General features: G+C 43.1%; 22 protein-coding genes and 1 tRNA gene. 15 read left to right on the forward strand and 8 right to left on the reverse strand.

Going from position 1 to position 26,834, the window contains the following annotated elements; translation table 11 throughout:
* The coding region (locus HPC40_RS06490) for a vWA domain-containing protein (RefSeq protein WP_208118686.1) at nucleotides 1-1,890 on the forward strand (1,890 nt) is incomplete at its 5' end.
* 191 nt (nucleotides 1,891-2,081) lie between these two features.
* A complete protein-coding gene (locus HPC40_RS06495; protein WP_208118687.1) occupies nucleotides 2,082-5,231 on the forward strand; it encodes a UDP-N-acetylmuramoyl-tripeptide--D-alanyl-D-alanine ligase in 3,150 nt (1,049 codons plus the stop codon).
* 36 nt (nucleotides 5,232-5,267) lie between these two features.
* On the opposite strand, the gene HPC40_RS06500 is transcribed toward HPC40_RS06495, so the two are convergent.
* Nucleotides 5,268-5,362 (reverse strand) — tRNA-Sec (locus HPC40_RS06500).
* A 66-nt stretch (nucleotides 5,363-5,428) separates the two neighbouring features.
* Here HPC40_RS06500 and selA point away from each other — a divergent pair.
* Nucleotides 5,429-6,820, forward strand: a complete 1,392-nt coding sequence (selA, locus tag HPC40_RS06505) for an L-seryl-tRNA(Sec) selenium transferase (protein WP_208118688.1) — start codon at nucleotides 5,429-5,431, stop codon at nucleotides 6,818-6,820.
* Entirely contained in the window at nucleotides 6,817-8,673 is a 1,857-nt protein-coding gene (gene selB / locus HPC40_RS06510; RefSeq protein WP_208118689.1) for a selenocysteine-specific translation elongation factor, read from the forward strand. The genes selA and selB overlap by 4 nt, the downstream gene beginning before the upstream one ends.
* 45 nt (nucleotides 8,674-8,718) lie before the next feature.
* On the opposite strand, the gene mscL is transcribed toward selB, so the two are convergent.
* From mscL to HPC40_RS06545, 7 genes are all read right to left on the reverse strand, one after another.
* Nucleotides 8,719-9,123 (reverse strand): large-conductance mechanosensitive channel protein MscL, encoded by a 405-nt coding sequence (gene mscL / locus HPC40_RS06515; protein ID WP_208118690.1) that lies wholly within the window; start codon nucleotides 9,121-9,123, stop codon nucleotides 8,719-8,721.
* Between the two features lie 110 nt (nucleotides 9,124-9,233).
* Nucleotides 9,234-10,613, reverse strand: coding sequence for a TrkH family potassium uptake protein (locus HPC40_RS06520; protein ID WP_235972341.1), 1,380 nt, complete (start codon nucleotides 10,611-10,613; stop codon nucleotides 9,234-9,236).
* Nucleotides 10,614-10,678: 65 nt separating this feature from the next.
* A complete protein-coding gene (trkA, locus tag HPC40_RS06525; protein WP_208118692.1) occupies nucleotides 10,679-12,055 on the reverse strand; it encodes a Trk system potassium transporter TrkA in 1,377 nt (458 codons plus the stop codon).
* A gap of 8 nt (nucleotides 12,056-12,063) precedes the next feature.
* On the reverse strand, nucleotides 12,064-13,365 hold the full coding sequence (rsmB, locus tag HPC40_RS06530) for a 16S rRNA (cytosine(967)-C(5))-methyltransferase RsmB (RefSeq protein WP_208118693.1): 1,302 nt from the start codon (nucleotides 13,363-13,365) through the stop codon (nucleotides 12,064-12,066).
* A complete protein-coding gene (fmt, locus tag HPC40_RS06535; RefSeq protein WP_208118694.1) occupies nucleotides 13,362-14,333 on the reverse strand; it encodes a methionyl-tRNA formyltransferase in 972 nt (323 codons plus the stop codon). Before fmt ends, rsmB begins: the two co-directional genes overlap by 4 nt.
* Nucleotides 14,333-14,839, reverse strand: a complete 507-nt coding sequence (gene def, locus HPC40_RS06540; RefSeq protein WP_208118695.1) for a peptide deformylase — start codon at nucleotides 14,837-14,839, stop codon at nucleotides 14,333-14,335. The genes fmt and def overlap by 1 nt, the downstream gene beginning before the upstream one ends.
* 66 nt (nucleotides 14,840-14,905) lie before the next feature.
* A complete protein-coding gene (locus HPC40_RS06545) occupies nucleotides 14,906-15,622 on the reverse strand; it encodes a FadR/GntR family transcriptional regulator (RefSeq protein WP_208118696.1) in 717 nt (238 codons plus the stop codon).
* A 172-nt stretch (nucleotides 15,623-15,794) separates the two neighbouring features.
* On the opposite strand from HPC40_RS06545, the gene dgoD reads away from it, so the two are divergent.
* The 11 genes from dgoD to HPC40_RS09490 all read left to right on the forward strand — a co-directional run bounded on the left by dgoD (nucleotide 15,795) and on the right by HPC40_RS09490 (nucleotide 26,730).
* Entirely contained in the window at nucleotides 15,795-16,943 is a 1,149-nt protein-coding gene (gene dgoD, locus HPC40_RS06550) for a galactonate dehydratase (RefSeq protein WP_208118697.1), read from the forward strand.
* 31 nt (nucleotides 16,944-16,974) lie between these two features.
* Nucleotides 16,975-17,985, forward strand: a complete 1,011-nt coding sequence (locus tag HPC40_RS06555; protein WP_208118698.1) for a TRAP transporter substrate-binding protein — start codon at nucleotides 16,975-16,977, stop codon at nucleotides 17,983-17,985.
* Nucleotides 17,986-18,044: 59 nt separating this feature from the next.
* On the forward strand, nucleotides 18,045-18,560 hold the full coding sequence (locus tag HPC40_RS06560) for a TRAP transporter small permease subunit (protein WP_208118699.1): 516 nt from the start codon (nucleotides 18,045-18,047) through the stop codon (nucleotides 18,558-18,560).
* Between the two features lie 10 nt (nucleotides 18,561-18,570).
* Nucleotides 18,571-19,899 carry a TRAP transporter large permease gene (locus HPC40_RS06565; protein ID WP_208118700.1) on the forward strand — a complete coding sequence of 443 codons (1,329 nt, stop codon included), beginning with the start codon at nucleotides 18,571-18,573 and terminating at the stop codon, nucleotides 19,897-19,899.
* An 83-nt stretch (nucleotides 19,900-19,982) separates the two neighbouring features.
* Nucleotides 19,983-21,065: a DNA-processing protein DprA gene (gene dprA / locus HPC40_RS06570; protein WP_208118701.1), complete on the forward strand. Its 1,083-nt coding sequence runs from the start codon at nucleotides 19,983-19,985 to the stop codon at nucleotides 21,063-21,065.
* 53 nt (nucleotides 21,066-21,118) lie between these two features.
* Nucleotides 21,119-21,658, forward strand: coding sequence for a DNA topoisomerase family protein (locus HPC40_RS06575; RefSeq protein ID WP_208118702.1), 540 nt, complete (start codon nucleotides 21,119-21,121; stop codon nucleotides 21,656-21,658).
* Nucleotides 21,658-22,212, forward strand: coding sequence for a Sua5/YciO/YrdC/YwlC family protein (locus tag HPC40_RS06580; protein ID WP_208118703.1), 555 nt, complete (start codon nucleotides 21,658-21,660; stop codon nucleotides 22,210-22,212). Before HPC40_RS06575 ends, HPC40_RS06580 begins: the two co-directional genes overlap by 1 nt.
* A complete protein-coding gene (gene aroE, locus HPC40_RS06585; protein WP_208118704.1) occupies nucleotides 22,213-23,037 on the forward strand; it encodes a shikimate dehydrogenase in 825 nt (274 codons plus the stop codon).
* A gap of 111 nt (nucleotides 23,038-23,148) precedes the next feature.
* Nucleotides 23,149-24,741 (forward strand): AbgT family transporter, encoded by a 1,593-nt coding sequence (locus HPC40_RS06590; RefSeq protein WP_208118705.1) that lies wholly within the window; start codon nucleotides 23,149-23,151, stop codon nucleotides 24,739-24,741.
* Between the two features lie 232 nt (nucleotides 24,742-24,973).
* Nucleotides 24,974-26,626, forward strand: a complete 1,653-nt coding sequence (locus HPC40_RS06595; RefSeq protein ID WP_208118706.1) for a sodium-dependent transporter — start codon at nucleotides 24,974-24,976, stop codon at nucleotides 26,624-26,626.
* Nucleotides 26,627-26,652: 26 nt separating this feature from the next.
* Nucleotides 26,653-26,730 carry a MetS family NSS transporter small subunit gene (locus tag HPC40_RS09490; protein ID WP_408021823.1) on the forward strand — a complete coding sequence of 26 codons (78 nt, stop codon included), beginning with the start codon at nucleotides 26,653-26,655 and terminating at the stop codon, nucleotides 26,728-26,730.
* Nucleotides 26,731-26,834 lie beyond the last annotated feature (104 nt).

Consider the following 26,834-nt stretch of genomic DNA (forward strand, 5'->3'; position numbering starts at 1 on the left):
GCTAAAGACGTGACTGCACCTGCGAAGCCGAACGTTGAGATCACATCAGACAGCGACAATGACGGTCACCTCACACCCGATGAGCGCAAAGATGGCGTCGACATCAAAGTGACCTTTGATAAGTCTGACAACAAAACTGCGCCACAAATCGGTGATAAAGTAACCGTGAAGATCGATACTAATGGCGACGGTAACTTCGATAAAGAAGAAGTGGTTACCATCACCAGTCAAGATCAGATCGACAACGGCATCACGGTACATCTGCCCAAAGACCAGCTGCCGGCAGATGAGAAAACCTTGAAGGCGGAAGCAACTATAAGCGATAAAGCCGATAACGTGAGCCCGAAAGCTGATGATAGTGCAATCATTGATCCTGACGTTAAAGAGGGTAATTTGGTGATTGGCAGCAACGGAAAGGATACTGTTGCAGAACCAAATTCGCCATCGGTAAATGGTCCTAGTGAAACAGATCCTGTTGATCCAAACGTAATGCATCCTTCAACGACTGATAATGATGTGATCATCGGTGATAAAGGAGGCTTGAATACGATTGTTACACCGGGAGCTAATTACAATGCATTGATTATGCTTGATGTTACTCCTTCAATGGACAAATATCAGGTTTGGAGACCATCTAAAGCAGCGGTGAAAACCTTGTTGACTGACTTGGCAAATCATGAAGGTGACGTTGATGCTGCACTGATGTTGTTCTCAAATGGTACGAAGATTGTAAAAGAGTTGAAAGGCTTGAATCCTTCTAATGTTGACCAGTTTGTGAATGAAATTGACAGTTGGAAAAATAAAGCCGGTGACACGATGCGAGCCAAAAAGCTTGCCAATGGTACGGTATATGAGTTTGCTTTTGAGGATGCAACCACATGGTTCAAAGCACACAGTAATAATGGTTATGAAAATGTAGCCTACTTTGTTACTGATGGCGTGCCAAATGGTTATAACTTTAATGATCCAACCAATAAGAATGTCGCTCAAGCAACCCTTAAAGCTTTTGATAAATTAGCAGAGGTTGCTAAAGTGAATGCTGTCGGCTTGATGGCTGCTAATGGTGGTGATTCTGAGTTTAAAAATGCGGGAGAGGTGCTGCACTTCTTTGATAATACGCCAAATAATGGTGGAGAAGCTTATGTGCCATCGACATATCCTGACGTACCAAACTGGCGTCAGCCTGATCTGGAAGGGCACAAGCGAGGTGATGCAGTTGTAATTAATGGTACTGAAGAGAATATTACAACCGCACTGAAAACAGGGTCTACTGAAGTTAAACCATTAACTGGTGATGACGATACGATCAATGCAGGTAACGGTAATGATGTTATCTTTGGCGACAGTATCAATACAGATAATTTGTCGTGGCAAGATCATCAAGCTGGTACGCACGACGGCATGGGCCTGAGTGGCTTGCAGCAATACATCAAATTCACTGAAAATGGTGGTACGATGCCTGCAACTGAAAAACAAGTCTATGACTATATCGAAGAACACTGGAGCAGTTTGCTGGACAATGGCAATGCCGGTGGTAACGATATTATCAATGGTGGTATCGGTGATGACATCATTATTGGTGGTGCAGGCAACGACACCCTCACCGGTGGCGCAGGTGCAGATCAGTTTGTCTACAACCTCAAAGGCGGTAACGGAGATGACACCATCACCGACTTCAATGCCGCTGAGGGTGACAAACTGACCTTCGTGGGCATCTCTAGCGCAGATGTATTCAAGTCTGAATACGATGCGCAGTGGAATGCAGGTGAACACAAACTTACCTTCACGTCGGGCGAACCAAACCACGAGTACAACAACAGCATCACTGTGAACGGCAGCAACGCCGCCACGCTTGATGAGTTGTTGACCAACGCAAACTTCATCGCATAATCGCATGATGCGAAGCAAGCCCACCCTTGGCGGTGGGCTTTTTTATGTGCGTGAGACCGCACTTTGTGTTTTTTCCACGTTTCAGACGGCATCATATTAATGAAAGCGATAAAAGTGCGGTTGAGTAATCCCGAGCAGGGCTATACAATGGAACGATGTGGGATAAACGAAACAAAAACAACGAGAAGGCTATGGAACAGGGATTGATACGGCAGTTGTGCGATGCGGTGGCAAGGCAGGCGAAGGCAAGGGCGAGCAGTGAATTAGATAAGGTGCTGATTGTATCGGCGAGCGACGGCGTGGCACGGGCGAAGGTGCAAACCTTGTGGTTCGACAACGCACAATGGCATGCCGACGCGTTGGCAGCTGCGGTGCAACACTGCTTGACCAACATGCAAGCCAAGTTTACACAGCCCTTGATTTACCTCCGCTTGGAGTGGGTGGTTTCTGCCAAAGCCTACTCGTGGCAAGCCTTGCCAGCGGAGCTTGATCGCTATAAACGCAATTATTTCCGCTCAGGCTTGGCGTTTCGAGGCGTGCGTGAACCGTGGCTCTTGCTCACCGAAATGGAGCTCAACGCCAACGCCTGCCTTTACACGGGCAACGAAGCGGTGTCGGCGGCGATCAACCAAGGCAACCTCGAACGCTACCTCAAAGCCCGACACGGCAGCAGCCAAATGCCCGATTTCGCCCCTGAAAGTGCGGTTTGGATGTTTCAGACGGCAGGCGTGTTTGCCGATGCACAAACCCAGCAAATCCATTCACTTTCAAGCGTGCCACGCTTTCAAGGCCACCGTGATATTCGCCAGCTCGATTTGCCACTCACCGAAGAGCTGATCGACTTAGCCGCCCACTATCTCGGCAGGCAGGTTCGCCCGACAGGGCAATATGAATACGGGCATTTTCCTTGTTTTGGCAAAACCATTGCCACCTACAATATGCTCCGCCACGCCAGCAGCACCTATGCCCTGATTGAGGGCTATGAAGCCTTGCAACACGCCTTGCAATGCCCAGTGATGCCGTCTGAAAACGCCATCAGCCCACAGCGTGCCACGCCTGAATCTTTAGCACAAATGCAGCAGCAAATCGATGCCGCCTTGGCATTTCTGCTTTCAGACGGCATCCGCTATTACGACGACAAAGCCTATGTGGTCGATACGGGCGACGAAATCAAATTGGGGGCGAATGCGGTGGCGATTTTGGCCTTGGTGAAATACCTCAGCGTCTTCCCCGAAAGCAAAGTGCGGTCGGACTACCTCGCCTTGTGCGAACAATTGGCACTCGGCATTGTGGCGATGCAGCGAGAAAACGGGCAGTTTGTGCATGTGTTGCACGCCCACGATTTAAGCGTGAAAGCCGAGCAACGCATTATTTACTACGACGGCGAAGCCGCCTTCGCCCTGATGCGCCTTTTTGGGCTGACCCAAGACCGCCGCTGGCTTGATTGCGTGGTCAAAGCCTTCGATTATTTTATCGCCAACCACCACGAAAAAGCCCACGATCACTGGCTGTCTTACTGCTCCAACGAATTGGTGAAATACTTGCCCGAGAAAAAATATTTCGCCTTTGCGGTACGAAACGTGCAAGGCTATGTGGATTTCATCAAAAACCGTATCACCACCTTCCCAACACTGCTTGAGCTTTCCATCGCCTTTCACCAAATGTTGCTCAAGCTCGATGATTTTCCCGACTATCGTCAAGATGTGTTGGCAGGCTTCGACGTGGCGGCATTTTATGAGGCCTTGCACACCCGTGCACATTATCTGATCAACGGCTTTTTCTTCCCCGAAATGGCGATGTTTTTCAAAGCCCCGCAAAGCATTTTGCACGGCATGTTTATCCGTCATCACGGCTTTCGGGTGCGCATTGATGATGTCGAGCATTACTTATCGGGCTTGATTGCCTATCGTCAACTGTTGGCAGAAATCGCACTTTCAGACGGCCTCAATACCACACCGCATCAAGCCGTGGCGCTCAATGCCGAGAGTTTGCCCCGCATCACGCAAGGCAAGTGGCTAGTGAAGCCAGAGGGCGATTGGCAGGCCAGCGGTGTGTGCGTGTGGCCGAAAAGTTTCCAAGCAGGGCATCTGCTGGTGGCGCGCGGGCGGGAAATGAGCAAGGGCTATTTGCCACCCGTGAGCGTGAATGCGTTGGCACGGCGAGCCAGCGGTGTGATCACCGACGACCCCGATTATCAAGTGAAAACCGCCATTCCTGTTTTGTGGGTGAAAGATATACGCAAAGCCGTGTTGGCGATCGGCAAGGCAAGGCGCAAGGGCTTTGCAGGGCAGGTGGTCGGCGTGACGGGCAGCGCAGGCAAAACCACCACCGTGGCCATGCTTGCCCACGCCTTGGGCGCAGTTGCCGAGGTGGCGCAAACCTTGGCCAGCGCCAATTTGCCCGTTGGCATTGCGTGGAACATGGCCAGCATGCCGCCGCAAGCCGATTTTTGGGTGCTGGAAATGGCGATTGGCAATATGCAGCTCAACAGTGAATTGGTCTGCCCCGATGTGGCCATCATCACCAATATTGCGCCAGCGCATTTGGCGTATCACGGTAATGTAGAGAACATTGCGGTGAAAAAATCACGTATTTTCAGCGGCATGAACCGCGGCGGTGTGGCCATTGTGTGCCGCGATATTGCCCAGTTTGACATGATTCGCCAAGCCGCCGAGCAAAAAGGCTTGCAAATGATTAGCTACGGTGAGCACGCTGAAGCAGACATCCGCTTGCTTGAGTATTCGCCCCTTCAAGCGCACATTATGTTGCCCGACGGCACAAGGCACACCCTGCAACTTGCTGCCACAGGCAAACACCAAGCACTCAACGCCCTTGCCGTGTTGGCAGTCGTGCAACATTTCGGCTTGAATCTCCAACACACAATTACCGCCTTAGCCAGTTTCCACCCCGTGGCAGGCAGAGGCAGCCGTTTTCAGACGGCATACGACGGCAAAATCATCGACGTGATCGACGACGCCTACAATGCCAACCCGCTTTCCATGGCCGCGTCGCTAGAATATTTCGCCCAAATCGACAGCCACACGCCGTCGCAAAAAGTGTTGATTCTCGGCGACATGCTCGAACTTGGCGAGCAGTCGGCACAATATCACCGCGAACTGGCGCACGCCATCATGCAAACGCCCGCGCGCGACATTATTTTAGTTGGCGATAGCGTGCAACACACCGCCGACGTGCTGGCACAACACCACCGCCCATGCCACCGCTACCCCAACACCGAAACCCTAAAAACACAACTCACCCACCACCTACAAAACGGCGACCTCGTCCTGCTCAAATCGTCCTACTCAGTGGGATTGAATGGGGTGTTTGGGTGTGCTTGATGAGTTTGATGTTATGTAAAGCAGAGATAGGAAAATTGGCGGAAGGTCATGGGAGTTGAACCCACCCAAGACTGCTGGCAGCCTTAACAGGATTTGAAGTCCTGCCGCTTCACCGGAAACGACGACCTTCCAAAGCAGTGGCATTATACGCTATTTTCATTAAAATAGCATTAAACATCATTGCAAAAGGATAATTTATGACGCAACTTTATCGTGATTTACCCAGTGTGGATAAGGTGATCAATACGCCTGAAGGGCAGGTGTTGGTGGCTAAATTTGGGCATAGTGCGGTGGTGGAACAGTTGCGTTTCATTTTACAATTAGCACGTCAAGCTATTGCGAATCAGCACCCTTTTCCTCGTTATCTCACTGATTTTTCTATGCTATATAAAAAATTGCAGCATGATTTAACCATGCAAGCACAGGTTAAAATGAAACCAGTGCATAACCTTACAGGAACGGTGTTGCACACCAATTTGGGGCGGTCGTTGTGGTCTTTGCGTGCACAGCAGTCAGCGATTAATGCGATGCGAAATAATGTGGCATTGGAATTTGATTTGCAAAAAGCAGAACGTGGTCATCGTGATGAATTTGTTAGTCAGTTGTTGGCACAGTTGTGTGAGTGTGAAGCAGCATGTGTAGTGAATAACAATGCGGCTGCAGTGTTGTTAATTTTAAGTACCTTTGCTAAAGGCAAAGAGGTGGTCATTTCGCGTGGCGAGTTGGTGGAAATTGGTGGTGCGTTTCGTATCCCTGATATTATGCAACAAGCGGGGTGCATATTAAAAGAAGTTGGCACAACCAACCGCACACATTTGGCGGATTATCAAGACAATATCGGCGAAAATACCGCACTTTTAATGAAAGTTCACCCAAGTAATTATCATATCAGTGGCTTTACGGAAAGTGTGAGTGAGCAAGCACTGGCGCAGTTAGCCCAGACACATGCGATTCCGTTGGTGAGTGATCTTGGCAGTGGTGCGTTGTTGGATTTAACCCAATTCGACTTGCCTTATGAACCTACGCCTAAAGCGATGTTGCAAGAGGGGGTGGATTTGGTCTGTTTTTCAGGCGATAAACTGCTTGGTGGCCCGCAGGCGGGAATTATTGTGGGTAAAAAAGCGTTAATTGATCAACTGCAACGCCATCCCTTAAAACGGGTGCTACGTTGCGATAAAGTGATTTTAAGTGGTTTGGAAGGCACGTTGCGCGATTATCTCTTTCCTGAAAAAATCAGGGAGAATAACCCAACGTTGCGTCATTTAACGCAAGATAGAGCCGATTTAGAGCAAAGTGCGGTGCGATTGGCGCAAAAATTACACGAAAAACTACAGCACGATTATGCGATAGCAGTTGCTCCAAGTGCGGCTCAAATTGGCAGTGGTTCGCAGCCTGATTTTCGCTTGCCGTCTTATGCGGTAACGTTAACGCCGTTAAGTGAGAAAAATGCCGATTTAATGCAGCTGGTGCGTAGTTTAAAACAGCTTAGTCAGCCCATTATTGGGCGTATTGAGCAGCAAAAATTGTGGCTTGATGTGTGTTCTGTGGCAGATTTTGAAGCCTTATTATCCAGCGTGGACGAATTATGATTATTGCAACCAGTGGTCATGTGGATCATGGCAAAACCGCACTTATTGAAGCATTAACGGGTAAAAACACCGCGCATTTGCCCGAAGAAAAAAGGCGGGGGATGACCATTGATCTCGGTTATGCCTATTTGCCGTTAGATGATGGGCGAATTTTGGGTTTTATCGATGTGCCAGGGCACGCGAAATTTTTATCCAACATGCTTGCAGGCTTGGGCGGGGTTGATTATGCGTTATTGGTGGTTGCTGCCGATGAAGGCATTATGCCGCAAACAGAAGAGCATTTAACTATTTTGACACTGCTGGATTTTAAGCAAATTATTGTGGCGATTACGAAAGCGGATAAAGTGCATGAAAGTGCGGTTGAGCAATGCAAGCGTACACTTCAACAGCGTTATGCGTGCTTAAAAGATAGCCCGTTTTTCATCACATCAACGTTAACAGGGCAAGGGATTGAGGCGTTACGACAACGGCTTTCTGGTCTGGATAATGACAACACACATAAAAATCCGTTTCGTTATGCGATTGACCGCACTTTTACTGTTAAAGGGGCGGGAACGGTGGTAACAGGCACGGCATTTAGTGGCAATATTAAGTGTGATGATATGCTGTATTTGTCTTCTGCGATGGCAAATCCTGTGCGAGTGAAAAATATTCATGCTCAAAATCAAGTCAATGTAGTTGGCTTGGCGGGCGAGCGGCTGGCACTTAATTTAGCGGGTAGAGAAAGTGGACAAATTCAGCGTGGCGATTGGTTGTTTGACACGCCTCATGCGTTTGCAACGGATCGGATAACGGTGCTTCTTACCCTTGCTCAAGGGGTGAATGTGTCACAGCCTGTGCATATTTATCACGCTGCGAATCACATTGTGGGAAAATGTACGCTCCTTGAAACGCAGCAAGCACAGCAAGGCGAAAAGGTTCTAGCGGAGCTGATTTTGCAACAGCCGTTATTTTTATGTGCACAGGATAAGCTAATTTTGCGTAATGCAGATAATAGCCAAACATTTGCGGGTGCAAAGGTGATCGAAGTTGATTCGCCAACGCGGTATAAACGAAGCCCCGCGCGTTTGGCGTATTTATGGAAGTTGGTTAATGCGGATAGTCAAGCGGCTCGTATCGCACTATATTTGCAACACAATAGCCTAGAAAAGCAGCGATTGTGCTGGATTGAGCAGCTTACGTCAGAGCAGTTTTATGCTTATCAACAGCAATTAGGGTTTGATTGCGTGCAGGATTTTTGTTTTGATGTGCCTACTCGTCTGCAATTACGACAGCGGATCATTGAGAGTTTAGCGCAATATCATCACGATAATCCCGATCACTTAGGGGTAGCCAAAGCCCGTTTGGCGCGTATTGCTGCAATAAAACAGCCAAGTGCGGTGATGTTTTATGTGATTGAGCAATTATTGAGCGAAAAAGCTGTGCAGCAAAGCCGTGGTTGGTTGCATCTACCAAGTCACAAAATTGCGTTTAATGCGGAGGAAACCGCACTTTGGCAGAAAGTATATGCTATTTTTGCCAGCCAAGATCACGCAATCTGGGTGCGTGATCTGGCGAGTATGCTGGATTTACCCGAGCATGAAATGCGTAATTTTCTCTATAAGGCAGGTAAACTAGGATATTTAATTCCCGTGGTGCGAGATCGCTTTTTTCTGAGTGAAGAGATTGACCGTATAGCTAAATTAATTAAATCGCATATCCAACATCATGATGGAATTTCGGTCAATGAGTTGCGTGATGCGCTTGGATTTGGACGAAAATTAACGGTGCAGTTGATCGAATATTATGATAAGTGCGGTTTTTTGTGGCGGCGAGGCAATCGCCATTTTCTGCGTGATGCCGAGATGTTCTAATATAAAAAACCTTCTCATTTGAGAAGGTTTTTTATGCGATGGCGATTATTGTTTGGTTTTTAATAAATCGCGAATTTCGGTCAATAATGTTTCTTCAGCAGAAGGTGCAGCGGGGGCTGGCTCTTCTTTTGGCTGTTCTTTTTTCATTTTGTTTAGACCTTTGATGACCATAAAAATTGCAAACGCAATAATGACAAAATCAAATACGGTTTGAATAAATGCACCGTAGTTTAACGTAACGGCTGGTGTTTCGCCCACCGCTGCTTTTAACACGATGTTTAGGTCTTTGAAGTCCACGCCACCAGTGAGTAAGCCCAACACAGGCATAATGACATCGCCCACAAATGAACTGACAATTTTACCAAATGCGCCACCGATAACCACACCGACAGCCATATCTACTACGTTACCGCGCATTGCAAATTCGCGGAATTCTTTCATCATACTCATAATTATTAGTCCTTAATGGTTAAAAAATAATCTATAAAAAAGATTGGCGGTATTATAGTCACTATTAAAAAAATGTAAAGTGTTATTTTATAAGGTGTTAATTATTTACATTACTTCCGCCAATAGCTCGGGAAAATTAGCACCAATAATGTCATAATTTCTAACCGTCCAAGTAACATGCCAATGGACATTAACCACTTGCTAATATCTGGCACGTCAGCAAAGTTGCCACTAGGTCCGACGTTTGGTCCAAGCCCTGGACCGACATTGCCAAGTGAGGTCATCGCACTGCTGAGCGCATCAAGTGGTGCCATGCCAGTAAGTGCCAGTAAAATAGAGAGCACGACAATAGAGCTGCAAAAACAAAAGATAAATACAATAATTGCCATCAATGTGTCATCGGACACTTTTTTACGGTTAAACTGAATTGGATGAATGCTATTGGGGTGAATGAGTTTTTTTATTTCTCGTTTTAGTAAGGTAAACATAATCTGAAAACGGAAAATTTTGATACCGCCAGCAGTTGAACCAGAACAGCCGCCCAGTAAGAATGCAAAAGCAAATACGATCGTTGTGGTGCTTGTCCATGTGTCAAAATCTGCTAATGTGTAACCGGTGGTGGACATAATATTAATCAAGGTAAATAGACTAATACGGATACTGTCGTGAAGATCATAAGTGCGGTTGACATAAAGAATAGCCGCCATAGCAAGGCTGACAACAATGACAAATGCCGCAAACCCGCGCACTTGTTGATCGCGCAGTAAAATAGAAAGGCGGCGTTTATGGGCAGCTTGGATATAGAGCAAAAAGGGCAGTGATCCCAAAAACATAAAGAGAATACATACCCACTGGGTAGCGGGTGGAAATTCTCCCATACCACCATCACGAGATGAAAATCCTCCCGTTGAAATTGTGGTAAAGGTATGATTGATGGCATCGTATAACGTCATGCCTGTGAGCATATAGCTAATAATACAAAGTGCGGTCAAAATGAGGTAGAACTGCACAATGTTTTTAGCGATGTCTTTGGTGTGTGGCATGCTTTTTTCAGACCAATCGGAGGATTCGGAGCGAAAAAGCGTCATGCCTCCAGCATTTAAAAATGGCAATATCGCTACCGCCATCACGATTACCCCTAAGCCACCAATCCACTGCAACATGGCTCGCCACATTAACAAACTCGGTGCAATTTCGCTTAAATTAGATAAGACACTTGAGCCCGTAGTGGTCAGTCCCGACATGGTTTCAAAATAAGCATCCGTCAGTGAAATATGTTTAATAAAAATAAATGGGAGCGCACCAAATAGGCTTATCGTAAACCAAATCAGCACGGTAAGCAGCAGCATATCTCGCACCCGCAGTTGCATGCGTTCGGGTTTTTTCAATGTGAAAAGAAAGCCAACACTAAAAATTAAAATAAAGGCTTGTACAAACTCACTTAACCCCGCGCCATTCGTGAAAAGTGCGGTGGCAAGTGGTACTAACATCAACAGTGCTATCTTATTTAGCACCGAGCCTAATGTGTAGAGTAAAAATGTTGAATTAAACATAATTAAATAAAAAATGGTGTTGGCTGAAAGAGTTTTTCCACATCGGGGATCTGTTTTTTGTCATTTAAAAAAATCACCACATGATCACCGTCTTCAATGAGTGTGCTGTCTTTGGCGATGATGACCTCATTGTTGCGTAAAATTGCCCCAACAATGCAAGTGGGTGGCAGTTTTATTTCGCTTAATTTCCGCCCCACAACATGTGATGTGGTGCTATCGCCATGGGCGATAATTTCCACAGCCTCCGCATTTCCACGACGCAGTAGGGCAACATTTTTAATATCGCCCTTGCGTACATATGTCAACAATGCAGAAATGGTGGATTGTTGTGGTGAAATACCAATATCAATCGTACCACCCTGAATTAAATTCAAATAGGCAAGGCGTTGAATAAGCACCATCGCTTTTGCAGCCCCCAAACGTTTGGTCAGCAGTGCAGACATAATATTTGCTTCATCATCACTGGTAAGTGCGAAAAAAACATCAATGTTATCGATATGTTCTTCAAACAGCAGAGATTGATCGGACGCATCCCCTGTGAATACCAACGTTTTGGGTAATTTTTCTGCTAATATTTCTGCCCGTTGTGGGTTACGCTCAATTAACTTAACGCGGCACTTATCTTCCAATAATTTTGCTAAGCCTGCACCCACATTGCCACCGCCAACAATCATCACGCGTCGGTAAGGGCGTTCAAGGCGTTGCAGCTCGCTCATCACCGCACGAATATGGGCTGTGGCACAAATAAACACCACTTCGTCACCCGCTTCAATAATGGTTGAGGCTTGTGGGCGAATGTAGCGGTCTTGACGTGTGATGCCAACAATGCGTGCGTCAATATGGGGCAAATGTTCTTTTAACGCAGAAATGGCGTAGCCCACCAATGGGCCGCCGTAATAGGCCTTTACCACCGCAAGGCTAATACGCTTATCCGCAAAATGGGCAATTTGCATTGCACCAGGATAATCGATCAGGTTAGCAATATCTTCAATGACCAGTTTCTCTGGGGCAATAATATGATCGATGGGCAGCACATCCGTTTGAAATAACCGCTCTTTTTCACGCAAATAGTCATTATTGCGAATGCGTGCAATTTTGGTTGGCGTACCAAATAACGTGTAGGCAATTTGGCAGGCTATCATATTGGTTTCATCACTGCTAGTCACTGCAACCAACATATCCGCATCTGCCGCCCCCGCTTCGCGTAAAACGCGCGGCGAAGCGGCATTACCAAACACAACGCGAAGATCATATTTATCAAGCAGATTATTCAGCCGTTGCTGATCATTGTCGATCACCGTAATATCATTGTCTTCGCTGACCAGATTTTCTGCGAGGGTGCCGCCTACTTGCCCTGCACCGAGAATGATAATTTTCATTGAATTCCTTATATCGCCGTTTTGATTAATTTTGCATAATAAAAGCCATCACCGCCCTCTGTTTGCGGCAGGCATTGCCAGCCAACCGCACTTTCATGTTGCTCAAACAGTGGTACGAGTTTTGCATCGCTATGCTGTTGCAAAAATGTAGCGATCTGCTGTGAGTTTTCAGCTTTTAGTAGTGAACATGTCGCATAAAGCAGTGTTCCGCCGACCTTTAATTTTTGCCAAAGTGCGGTCAAAATGGCATTTTGCAGTGCAACTAAAGAGGCAATATCACTTTCTTGACGCAACCATTTTATATCAGGGTGGCGACGAATAACACCTGTTGCTGAACAAGGTGCATCGAGTAAAATGCGGTCGAACAGCGTTCCCTCTGCTAGCCATTGTTCAGGGCGACTGGCATCACCACAAATCACATTGGCGTGTTGCCCCATACGGGCTAGATTTTCTTTCACACGCATGAGTCGCATGGGCTCAATATCCAGCGCGGTGACTTGTGCGTTGGGTGCCAGTGTAAGAATGTGGGTAGTTTTGCCGCCTGGCGCTGCGCAGGCATCTAAAATGTGCTCGCCAGATTGTGCGCCTAGCAAAATGCCCGCCCATTGGGCGTGGCAGTCTTGCACTGTAATAGCACCTTGTGCAAAGTGCGGTAATTTTTCCACCGCACAAGGACTTTCAAGACGAATAGCACAGTCAGGTTCGCCACGATACGCCACAATATTATGTTCAGCAAGCGCAGAGAGATACTCTTCTACCTGCATTTTGTTTGTGTTTACTCGTAACCACATTGGCGGTTTGGCATTATTGGCATCAATGATGTCGCGCCATTGTGTTGGGTAATCTTTTTTCAGTTGATTGACTAACCACTCTGGGTGTAGCGTTTGCCAATGCTTATCGACCTGCGCCAAAATACTCTCTTGTTCACGCAAAAAGCGGCGTAACACGCCATTAACTAACGCACGAAAGCTCGTCATTTTTAGGGCTTTGGTGGCATTAACAACTTCATCTACGGCTGCGTGAGCTGGAATGCGTGTGTAAAGAAGTTGATAAAGCCCCACGAGCAACAGGCAATGCACAATACGCGTTTTGCCTTTCAATGGTTTGGTCAGCAATCGTGCGATAATGTTATCTAGGCGTGGCAAGACACGGCAAATACCGAAGCAAATTTCTTGCAGTAGAGGCATATCTTGCACTTTAATTTGGCTTTGGTAATCAGGCAACAATGTTGCAAGAGATTGCCCCTGGTAGCGCACTTGTAAGATAATTTGTGCGGCGGCTGCGCGAGTGGAAAGTGCGGTTTGCTTCATTCAAGTACCTGCCCAACCTCAAACCAGTGAGCTCGTCCATTAGCAAAATCCGCCACCGACATAGGCTTTTTGCCTGGCAGTTGTAGCTCAGTGATATTCAGTGCCCCTTCACCACAGGCAATACACAATCCATGTTTATCAAATGATATTACGGTGCCTGGTGCTACACATTGTGAATTGTTCAGAACATCGGCGTGATACACTTTAATGTTATGCGTTTTGCCTTGTGGATCGGTGTGAGGAAAAAAGCTCATCGGCCATGGATTAAATGCACGAATGCAACGCTCTAGATGTACCGCACTTTGTTGCCAATCTAATTTAGCTTCTGCTTTACTCAGCTTTTGGGCATAAGAGCTTTGTGTGTCATCTTGTGCTACGGGAGGATATTTTCCTTCTCGCAATCCATCCAGTACCGTTAAAAGTGCACTTGGTGCGATTTTTGCCAGTTTCCCGTAGAGGCTTGCAGCAGTTTCGTTCTTATCCATGGAACAGCGCACTTCATGGCGCATAGGGCCTGTATCTAAGCCTGCGTCCATTTGCATAATGGTGACACCGCTTTCATCATCGCCAGCCCATACTGCACGCTGAATAGGCGCAGCTCCACGCCATTTAGGGAGTAACGAGCCGTGCACATTCAAACAACCAAAGTGCGGTATATCCAGCACGGCTTGAGGGAGCAGTAAACCATAAGCGACTACCACCATCACATCCGCATTCAGTTGTGCCAATTGCGCTTGTGCCGCCTCATCACGCAGGCTTTTCGGTTGAAATACAGGCAAATTATGGGCAAGAGCTAATTGTTTAACCGCACTTTGGGTTAACTGCTTGCCTCGCCCTGCGGGCTTATCTGGTTGCGTATAAACGCCCACCACCTTATGTCGGCTATCAAGCAATGCCTGCAAATGATCAGCTGCAAACTCAGGGGTACCCGCAAAAATAATCGTTAGAGGTTCGTTATGTGTCATCATTAACGGCTCGCTAAACGGTTTAGTTTTTCCATTTTTTGCTTAATACGTTGCCGCTTGAGTGGCGATAAATAGTCCACAAACAGCACGCCGTTTAAATGATCAATTTCATGCTGAATACAAATGGCTAATAAATCGTCTGCTTCAAGGGTAAATTCCTTACCATCACGATCGAGTGCTTTTACGGTAACGTTTTCCTTGCGCGGCACAAATCCACGACAAGTTGGAATAGATAAACAGCCTTCTTCAATGCCTGTTTCACCACTGGAGGCAATAATCTCAGGGTTAATTAGCACTAATTGATTTTGTTTATCGCCTTCAATATCAATCACAATCACACGCTTATGCACATCGACTTGACTTGCAGCCAGCCCAATACCTTGATCTTCATACATCGTGTCAAACATATTGTCCACTAAAGTACGAATTTCATCATCAACGTGAGTCACTGGGACTGCCTTAGTGCGCAGCCGCTCATCAGGATATTTTAAAATCGGTAAAATACTCATAATTCTTACTGTAAAAAAGGGTTTAACTAATTATTGTAATGGTTTTTGATGAATGAATAAAGCGTATTATAAATAATTTGCAATGTACATAATATCTTGATCTTTAATGTTTTTTTCTATTGCAGTAAGAATGATTTGCTTAGATATTGCTTTAGCTTCACTGTAATTTTGATTTTTAATTGATATTAGTAGCTCTTCGTGGCGCTCTATTGCAGGCAGTGATTTCTGTAAATCAGTTTCTAATGTTTTATTAAATGTGATTTGCATTGATGTTGTTAACATATTATTTAATGATGATAAAAAAGGATTTTTACAGGCTTTTATTATATTGTTGTGGAATATATTATCTCCTTTCAAAAATAAATCACGGTTTTTTTCTTTAACCGCACTTTTCATCATATTTAATCCTAACTCAATTTTTGATATATCTTTTTGATCTCTATTCATTGCTGCTTGTACACATATATTAGGTTCAAAAATTAATCTTGACATAAGAAGTTTTTTGATTAGGTAATCATTTTTTTTATGATTCATAAATAATTCTAAAATGTCATTATCTAACCAATCCCACTCTTCAATAGGATTTATAACACTACTTTTTTTGGGCTGGATAGTAATAACTTTTTTACGTGCTATTGATTGTAATGCAGTTCTTATAGATGTTCGTGAAACACCAAAATATAGGCATAATTCATTTTCGCCAGGTAGTGGTGTGTTGGCTTCATATTTTCCAGTGATAATTTGGTTGAGTATTCTCTTAGCGATAAAGTTTGATTTTAGCATAACTACTTATTATAAAAAGAATAAATTAAATTTATTATAGTGTTTTTATGAATTTTATGAAAATTATTTTAGTGATTTAATTATTTTTATTTTGACATTGATCACAGAATATTCATTTTTTATTTATTATATTCTTGTCATACAAGATTTTGATTTTAAGGAATGGATAGAGATGAAAATCGTTGATTTTGAGACATTTATGGTTGCACCCCGCTGGGGATTTTTAAAGATCGTGACAGATGAAGGTATTGTTGGTTGGGGAGAACCTTGCCTTGAGGGGAGAACATATAGTGTGCATGCTTGTGTTAGTGAGTTAATGGATTATTTGATTGGAAAAAATCCATTAGATATTGAAGATCATTGGAATGTGCTTTATCGCTCATCTTTTTATCGTGGCGGACCTATTATGATGAGCGCACTAGCGGGTATAGATCAAGCATTATGGGATATTAAAGGTAAGTATTTTAGTACACCTGTATATCAATTACTTGGCGGAAAATGTCGCGATAAGATGAGGATGTATTCATGGATTGGTGGTGATAGGCCAAATGATGTGGCAAAAATGGCCAGAGAAAGAAAAAATATGGGATTTACTGCTATCAAAATGAATGCAACAGAAGAGTTAAATTTTATTGATAATTATTCGAAGGTTGATGCTTTATTGGAGAGAGTTCAGGCTGTAAGAGATGCTACGGATCCGCACTTTGGCATTGCTGTGGATTTTCATGGACGAGTTCATAAAGCAATGGCAAAAATATTAATGAAAGAGCTTTCTTCGTTTCGTTTGATGTTTGTAGAAGAGCCTGTTTTATCAGAGCACTTTGATTCAATAAAGGAAATTGCACAATATGGTGCTATTCCAATTGCCACCGGTGAAAGATTATATTCTCGTTGGAATTTCAAGCAAATTTTAAGTAGTGGCGGTGTTGATATTATTCAGCCAGATGTTTCCCATTGTGGAGGTATAACAGAGCTGAAAAAAATAGCCTCTATGGCTGAAGCTTATGATATTGCTATTGCACCTCATTGTCCGTTAGGACCTATCGCATTATCGTCTTCGTTGCATTGTGATATGAGTACAATTAATGCGGTTATTCAAGAGCAAAGTATTGGCATTCATTATAATCAAGGGTGTGATGTATTGGACTATATAACAAATAAGGAGGTTTTTGAATTTAATCAAGGATATTGTGAGATTTTATCAGATGATGGATTAGGGGTTCATATAGATGAAGAATTTATAAGATCACAAGATAAAATATTTACACAGTGGCGAAATCCAATTTGGCGACATGAAGATGGTTCTTTTGCTGAATGGTAAAATTATTTTTAACTTGAATAAGGAATTGGTTATGAATATTTATAAAAAGTTAGGAATGTCTATTTCATTATTAACTCTATCTATGAGTGTTTGTGCAGCAGAGTATAATTGGAATTTTCAATCTTCAGATCAACCGGGGGATGATGCTTTTAAGTATCAACAAAACTGGGCTAAAAATGTTGAGAAATCCTCCAATGGAAGAATTCACATTAATGTTCTTGGCGCAGGTTCTGTGGTTGAACATAATCAGACATTAGATTCTATTGGAATGAATATTATTCAAGGTGATTTTACAGATCCATCTTATTTTTCTGGTAAAGATCCAGCTTTTGCTTTATATGGAAATTTAATTGGTGCATGGAGTAATCCTCAAGATCTGATTGATTTTATGTATCATGGTGGTGGGTTTAATGTAGCCAATGAGTTATTAAATAAATACGGTGTGCAATTACTTGCTGTAAGTACGGTAGGCGTAGAATCTTTAGTTTCTAAAAAGCCAATTAGAAATATAAGTGAACTACAAGGTATAAAGGTGAGAGCACCAGAAGGATTAGTCCAAGTCTTATTTAAAAATTTAGGTGCATCACCTGTGAATTTACCGGGATCGGAGGTTTATACATCTTTAGAAAAAGGGGTCATTGATGCTTCAGATTACTCAATTTTTGCAAGAAATGAGGCTAATGGTATGAATGATATTGCAAAATATCCGATACATCCTGGCTGGCATTCAATGCCTGTTAATCAGGTTACTTTAAATAAGAATATTTATGACAAATTACCTGAAGATCTAAAAGAGGTTTTAAATAAAGAGGGGAAAAACTATGCTGAGGGCTTTTTGGCTATGCATCAAAAGCTTGATGAAGAAGCCGTTAAACACTTAAAAGATGACATTACTATAATTGTTTGGGAACCATCAGAGGTTTCAAAAGTTAGAGAAATCGCAACAAAAATGTGGCCAGAATGGGCAAAAAAATCATCAATGTCTCAAAAATACTATGATACTGTAATGACTTATTTAAAAGATAAAGGAATGATTAAATAAGTATTTATTGATAAGCCTTTTGATATTTTCAAAAGGCTTATAATTCACAGGAGTGTTTTATGAAACAAGATAATGTGAAAAAAAATGATATGACCTTTCTTGATTGTTGTATAGAAAAAATAGGTCATTATCTATCTTGGTTTTATTTACTGATTGTTATTATTTCTTTTTATGAAATAGTTTCCCGTTATATATTTAATAGTCCTACAGATTGGGTGCATGAAACAAGTATTGCATTAGCGGCATTTTTAATGATTTATGCAGGGCTATTTTCATATGGTAGAGATAAACACATTCGGGTTCCTATCTTGCTTGATAGGGTCTCTATGTCGACGAGAAAAAAGCTGGAGTTTTTTGGGAATTTAATAACGTTAATTTATTTATTTTTACTGGCTTATGCAAGTTTTTTTATTGCAAAAAAGTCCGTTTTATCTCCATCAGGCGAGTTATTGCTAGAACGTTCGGGATCAGCTTGGAATCCACCTATTCCAGGAATTTTGAAAATCTCTATTTTTATTTTATTTGCACTTTTTTGTATTCAGGTTATTTGTAAAATAAAAAGTAATAGGTGTTAGGAGGGGAGTTATGCTTGGTTTGTCAGAAATAGGGATTGAAGCGGTTACGACTTTAATGTTCATTATAATGTGTTTATTGTTAGTAACAGGCGTACCTCTTGCATTTTTAACAGGTTTAGTTGCAACATTATTGGCAGTTGGCTGGTTTTCTCCAGATATATTACCGATGATAGTGAATAGAGTATATGGATTTATGACCAGTTATTCACTATTAGCAGTCCCAATGTTTGTATTAATGGCCTCTTTGCTTGACAAAACAGGAATAGCGAAAGACTTATATAATGCAATGTGGTTAACAACACGTAAATTTCGTACAGGTGTTGCATTGCAGACGGTTTTAATTGGCGTATTTTTAGCTGCGATGTCTGGCATAATTGGAGGTGAAACGGTTTTATTGGGTTTATTAGCTTTACCTCAAATGTTAAGACTAGGTTACAATAAAAATCTTGCAATTGGCACAGTGGTAGCATCAGGTGCATTAGGAACAATGGTGCCTCCAAGCATTGTTTTAATTATCTATGGATTGGTTGCATCTGTTTCCATTGGTGATCTATTTACCGCAAGTTTTATCCCCGCTTTTTTACTTGCAGGAATGTATTTATTATACATTGTGATCAGAGGGAAATTGAACCCAGATATGTTGCCAGCTATTCCAATTGAAGAAAGGAATAGGGAAATTAGTAAAGAAGAAAAATGGAAAGCAAGAATTGATATTGCATTACCCGCTACTATCGCACTATTAGTATTAGGTAGCATTTATGGGGGAATAGCCTCAGTAACGGAGGCTGCCGCAGTTGGTGTTATCGCTGTTATTTGTGCTTCATTATATCGTCGAGAGCTAAGTTTTAAGATAGTTAAAGAAGCCTCCTATACCACGATGCAAACATGTGGAATGATTATGTGGATTGGTTTAGGTGCTTATATCTTAGTGGGAATCTATAATCTTGTAGGGGGCAATCGTTTTGTTGAGTCTCTGCTAGTTGGCTCAGGTCTGCCACCAGTAGGCATTATTCTTATAATGATGGTCATTCTCTTCATCTTAGGATTATTTTTGGACTGGATTGGTATCGCAATGCTGACAATGCCAATTTTTGTTCCCATTGTTCAAAATTTAGGATTTGATCCAATTTGGTTCGGTGTTTTATTTTGTGTAAATATGCAGGTTTCATTTTTGTCTCCTCCTTTTGGACCAGCGGCATTTTACTTGCATAGTGTTGCACCCGAGGGGATTGAATTGACAGATATTTTTAAATCCGTTTTACCTTTTATTTGTATTCAGCTAATTTTATTAACACTATTGATATTATTCCCTGATATTGCACTTTTTCTCATAAAATAAAATTGTGACCTAAAATCCAAAAAAAGGCATGTTTCATTTATAAAAACTCAAGGTTTTATTACTCTTCTTATTTGGAGGATACTATGAATCTTGAGTTTTTATTACGCTTAAACCAACTGCCGCAGTTTGGGATGCGGAAAATAGTGCCGTTATTAAAAAAGGTTGATGAGACTTTTTTATTAAAAGCCACACGTGCGGATTTACAAGCATTAGGTTGGTCTGACGCACAAATTCGGCGGTGGCAAAATCCGTTGCCGCGTAGTATTGAACCTGCGTTGGCATGGGGGCAAAAGTGCGGTCAGAGGGTGATCAGTTATTTTGATGATGATTATCCATTTCTGCTCAAACAAATTGCATCTGCACCACTGTTACTGTTTGTGCAAGGACGGGCAAAGTTGTTGGGTGAGCCACAGTTAGCAATGGTGGGCAGTCGTGAATGTTCCAATTATGGGCGTTATTGGGGGGCTTATTTTGCACAGAAGTTGGCAACGCAAGGGCTTGTTATAACCAGTGGTATGGCGTTGGGCATTGATGGAGTGTGTCATCAAGCTGCACTGGACTGCGGCGGGAGAACCATTGCCGTACTTGGTTGCGGCTTAAATCATATTTACCCAAAACGTAATAAAGCCCTTGCGGAGCGGATCATTGAGCATGGTGCATTGATATCTGAATTTTTGCCCGATCAAGCCCCCGTTGCTGAAAATTTCCCGCGACGTAATCGCATTATCAGTGGATTGAGTTTAGGCACGCTTGTGGTCGAGGCGGATATTAAAAGCGGCTCTCTGATTACAGCACGTTATGCTCTGGAACAAAATCGTGATGTGTTTGCTTTACCAGGTGCTGTGCAAAATCAGTATAGCCGTGGCACGCATTCCCTCATCAAGCAAGGGGCAATGTTGGTAGAGGATTACACGGATATTTTAGACAATATTCAATTTCAGCCGCATTATGTGGAGGATAACGCCAGCGTTGAAGCGTGTATTTCTGATAAAAGTGCGGTTGTTAGCCACCCTGTGCTGTTTGCCCATATTGGATTTCAGCCGATTTGTGTCGATGATTTAGCACAAGCTAGCGGGCTGTCGGTTAATGCGGTGTTGACGCAATTGTTAGATCTAGAGCTTGAAGGCGCTGTGGTGAGTAAAGATGGGGGATATTGTCGTATCTAACTTGCCAAATTTGTTCAAGTGGTTAATATAAACAAAAACGTTTGGATAAGTGTATGGCGAAGTCACTCTTTTCTCCCGCAACCCCCGCAGAGGAATACTGCCCAAAGTGCGGTGGTGTGTTGCAACTAAAAACAGGAAAATACGGGCTTTTTTTAGGTTGCAGCCAGTACCCACAGTGCGACTTTATCAAACCGTTACAGCAGCATAAAAGCAAGGTGCTTAAAGTATTAGATATGTTGTGTCCAAAGTGCGGTCATTCGTTGGTGTTACGTCAAGGGCAGTACGGTATGTTTATTGGGTGCAGCCATTATCCTGATTGTGATGTGATTATGCACAGTGATACGCCACCAGAAGAGCAAGGATTGCCTGCGTGTCCACATTGCAAAACAGGGCATTTAGTGATGCGTCGAGGGCGGCAAGGCAAAGCATTTTACGGGTGTGATAACTTTCCGAAATGTCGCTTCAATTTAGCTCATAAGCCACTTGAGCAACCTTGTCCACAGTGTGGTTTTCCGCTCAGTTTTGCCCATAATGATACGGAATTACAGTGCGCAAATCGTGCATGTCACCATATTTTTAAACGAGATGTGTAATGCAAACTAACCAAGCATTGATTAAATTAATTCACGCCGGTAACGTAATTGCCTACCCAACTGAAGCTGTATTTGGGTTAGGCTGTGATCCAACGAATGAAAGTGCGGTTATGCAATTATTAACATTAAAGCAACGCCCGATTGAAAAAGGCTTAATTTTAGTTGCACCGCACTTAGATTTTCTGCGTCCTTTTATTGATGCGAACTCGATGCAACCGCAACACTGGGCAAAATTAACGCAACGTTATGCACACCCCACTACTTGGATCGTGCCCGTGCGACCTGGCACACCGCACTTTTTAACAGGCAAATTTAACACCATTGCCGTGCGACTTTGTTCGCACCCCGCTGTTGTGTGGTTGTGTGAACAGGCTCAAATGGCACTAACCTCTACCAGTGCAAATCTTTCAGGACAGCCACCTTGTCGCACGGTGCATGAAGTGAAACAGCAATTTGGTCATGATTTTCCTGTTTATGAAAGTGCGGTCGGGGGGGAGCAAAATCCATCTGAAATTCGAGATATTTTCACCGATAAAATCATAAGGTTAGGGTAAATGAAAAATCAATATGCGGTATGGGGAAATCCGATTGCACAAAGTCGATCGCCTGAAATTCAGCAACAGTTTGCCAATCAATTTGGGATTGCACTTGAATATGAGCGATTGTTAGGGGATGAAGTACATTTCGAGCAACAATTGCGAGCTTTTTTTGAGCGTGGAGGGCAAGGCTGCAATATTACTGCGCCTTTTAAGGCAAGGGCTTTTGCTTTTGCCGATCAGCACAGCCAGCGTTGTGAATTGGCTCAGGCGAGTAACACGTTAAAAAAACGCCCTGATGGCTCAATTTATGCGGATAACACCGACGGCGCAGGGCTGGTGAGTGATCTTGAGCGCCTGAATTTGTTGCAAGCAGGACAGAGTATCTTAATTTTGGGTGCGGGCGGTGCGACGCAAGGGGTATTATTGCCCTTGCTACAAGCAGGAATGAAAGTCACGTTAGCGAACCGCACATTGACGACCGCACAGGCCGTCGCTACACGGTTTGCACCTTTTGGCGAGATTGATTGCTATGGGTTGGATGCCGTTCCCGAAAAAGAGTATGCGGTGGTGATTAATGCGACATCACTGGGGTTACAAGGCAAAGTGGCTGATATTGCACCACATATTATGCAAAAGTGCGGTGCAGCCTACGACATGCAATACAGCAAAGATGCGCCAACGCCATTTCTTGCTTTTGCCCAAAAGTGCGGTTTACATGCGTGCTTTGATGGATTTGGTATGCTGGTGGGGCAAGCGGCTCATGCTTTTCAGCTTTGGTTTGGGCATATGCCCGCAGTCGAGCCCGTGCTAATGTGGTCAGAAAGTGATAAAACTTTGTGATCTGTGTTAAATAAATGTAAATTTCAAGGTGCGGTTTGACAGCGTAGTATAGTACACTCTCTTAGGTTAACATATTTAAGTTTACTGTATTGCCTGACGAAAGGAGAGTGCATGGAAAATAACAATCCAACATTGAAGAAACCCGAAAATCCGCAAGGAAGCCGATTTTTACGCACGGTGGAATGGCTTGGTAATGCGTTACCCCATCCTGTAACGCTATTTTTCATTTTTATTATGGCATTATTAATCGCTTCTGCTGTTGGGGCTTATTTGGGATGGTCAGTACCTGACCCTAGACCTGAGGGTGCAAAAGGACGTGCTGCCGATGGCGTTATCCATGTGGTTAGCTTGTTAAATCAGGAAGGTATTGCGAAAATTTTCACAAACTTGGTGAAAAATTTTACTAATTTTGCCCCATTAGGCACAGTATTGGTTGCATTACTTGGGGTGGGGATCGCAGAGCGTTCAGGCTTATTGTCGGCGACCATGCGTTTGGTGGTACTCAAAGCACCTCGGAAATTAACCACACTTGCTATTGTGTTTGCAGGGATTATGTCTAACACCGCTTCTGAATTAGGGTATGTGGTGTTGGTGCCATTAGCGGCGATTATTTTCCACTCGCTTGGGCGGCATCCATTGGCTGGTCTTGCGGCGGCTTTTGCAGGGGTTTCTGGTGGTTATTCTGCAAACTTATTGTTGGGAACAATTGATCCACTTTTGGCTGGGATTACACAGCAAGCCGCTCAAATTATTGATCCGAGTTATACCGTAGGCGTTGAAGCAAACTGGTATTTTATGTGTGCGAGTACATTTGTGATCGCCATTATTGGGTATTTTATTACTGAAAAAATTGTAGAGCCGCAACTGGGTCCTTATCAGGGGGGAGGAGTTGATAGCGATGAAATCGCATTGCGTGAATCAAATGAAGTTACCCCTTTAGAGCGCAAAGCATTACGCTATGCTGGCATAACCTTTCTGATCTTGTGTGGATTGCTGGCGTGGACAGTTGTACCAGCCGATGGTATTTTGCGAAATCCGCAAACAGGTTTAGTCACTGGCTCGCCGTTTTTAAAATCCATTGTTGCGTTTATCTTTTTCCTCTTTGCAATTCCGGGCATTGTCTATGGCTGGGTCGCAAAATCTATCCGCAATGATAAAGATGTCGTCAATGCTATGGCGGGTGCAATGAGCACATTGGGCTTGTATTTGGTTATTATCTTTTTTGCCTCGCAATTTGTTGCATTCTTTAACTGGACTAATATTGGTCAAGTTATTGCGGTGAAAGGTGCTAATTTCCTCAATGAAATTGGCTTACATGGTGGATTATTGTTTATCGGCTTTATTTTAATCTGTGCGTTTATTAATCTAATGATTGGTTCTGCGTCTGCTCAGTGGGCGGTAACAGCACCCATTTTTGTGCCAATGCTGATGTTAGCGGGGTATGCGCCAGAAACGATCCAAGCCGCTTATCGCATCGGGGATTCTGTTACTAATATTATTACGCCAATGATGAGTTATTTTGGCCTTATCATGGCGGTTGTGATTAAGTATAAAAAAGATGCTGGGGTCGGCACATTGGTGTCGATGATGTTACCATATTCAATGGCGTTCTTGGTGGCATGGTCATTTATGTTCTTTATTTGGGTGTTTGTTTTAGGGCTACCAGTAGGTCCAAATTCACCGATTTACTATACCCCAAATTAATTTAAATCAGTTTTTTATCCTGTAAAAAACCCGTTGTGTTGTATTTATAACGGGTTTTTATTTATTACCGCACTTTTTATCATAAACTCTAAATTTTTATCAGCATAATCTATCGAGATCGATATTGGGGCTGGGCTTTTGTTTGTTGTGATAATCGTATAACATAAGTTTGGTTAGAAAATAGTAAGACTTACCCATTTTCCAGAATTTTATTTTTTAGGAGGTTTGAAGCATGGCAAATACACAATCGCCACCTTCACGTGAAACATTTGCAGGGCGTCGAGCATTTATTTTTGCCGCAATTGGCTCTGCGGTGGGTTTGGGAAATATTTGGCGTTTTCCCTATGTGGCTTATGAAAACGGTGGGGGAGCATTTATTTTTCCGTATGTGGTTGCGTTATTAACGGCCGGCATTCCATTACTTTTTTTGGAATATGCTATTGGGCATAAATATCGCGGCTCCCCGCCATTGGCATTTCGTCGCTTATTTAGTGGTATGGAAACCATCGGCTGGTGGCAGGTATTGATCTGCTTTATCATCAGTATTTATTATGCCGTGATCATCGGCTGGGCGATTTCATATACCTATTTTTCCATTAATCACAGTTGGGGTGCAGATCCGTCAGCATTTTTCTTTGGTGATTATTTACAAATGGCAAAAGAGCCGGGCGTGAGTTTTGAATTTGTTGCTCAAATTACGTGGCCATTATTGGCTGTGTGGATTATTGTAATTACTATTTTGGCATTCGGTGTGCAAAAAGGCATTGCAAAATCTTCATCAATTTTTATGCCAATTTTGTTAATTATGTTCTTGATCTTGGTCATTCGCTCTCTCTTTTTACCAGGTGCGGTTCAAGGATTAAATACACTGTTTACACCAGATTGGAGTAAGTTAACAGATGCAGGTGTTTGGGTCGCAGCATATGGACAAATTTTCTTCTCATTATCGGTTGGTTTTGGGATTATGCTCACATATTCATCCTATTTGAAGAAAAAAGAAGATCTTACTGGTTCAGGCTTAGTGGTTGGCTTTGCGAACAGTAGTTTTGAGTTGTTGGCTGGTATCGGTGTGTTTGCTGCACTTGGGTTTATGGCAGCTGCCGCAGGCAAACCTGTATCAGAAGTAGCCGCTTCGGGTATTGGTTTAGCCTTTATTGCATTTCCAACTATTATTTCTGAAGCACCGTTTGGGGAATTTATCGGTGTCTTATTCTTTGGTTCACTGGTGTTTGCAGGATTAAGCTCATTAATTTCATTATTGGAAGTTATCATTGCTGCGGTGCAAGATAAATTGGGAATTCGCCGAGTTAAGGCAACTTTAATGGTAAGTGTTCCGATGATGCTGATTTCGGTATTATTATTCCCAACGACAACAGGGCTTGCTTTACTTGATGTAGTTGATGCTTTTGTCAACAATTTTGGTATTGTATCTGTTGCTCTTATCACTGTTATGTTCTTAGTAGCGGGAGTATGTGCATTGCCAAGTTTACGTAATCACCTCAATGCAACCTCGTCATTTAGATTAGGACGTAAATGGCAAATCTTTGTTGGTGGCATTACACCTATTATTTTAGGTTATATTCTGATTACTGAAATTGTAAAACGATTATCAGAAGGGTATGGTGGTTATCCAACATGGTTTGTGAACACCTTCGGGTGGGGAATGGCTGTTGGTATCGTAATTATTGCATTTATCTTATCCCGTTTAAGTTGGTCTAAACGCTCAGGATTATATCAGCATGATATTGATGGAAGCCCAATTGCACCACCAATTCTTGATCGACAATTGGATTATAAAATAATAGAGCGACGTCAAGCAAAAGGATTGGAAGTTGCGCTTAATGATGGACCAGTAAATCAAACCACAATGGTTGATAAGGAGTAATTATGAACACATCAGCAATCATTATGATGATCGTTTCTCTTCTTATAATCTGGGGGGGATTAATTGTTGCTTTAAAACGATTACCACCTGATACAAACAAATAGCATATTGAAAAGCCATCAATCATATTATTGATGGCTTTTTGTTTTAAAAATAACCAAACAGATAAAAAAGCAGTGTTTTTTCTCAAAAAAGACTTGCAAGGGGT

Source organism: Spirabiliibacterium falconis (assembly GCF_014885015.1).
Taxonomy (GTDB): Bacteria; Pseudomonadota; Gammaproteobacteria; order Enterobacterales; family Pasteurellaceae; genus Spirabiliibacterium; species Spirabiliibacterium falconis.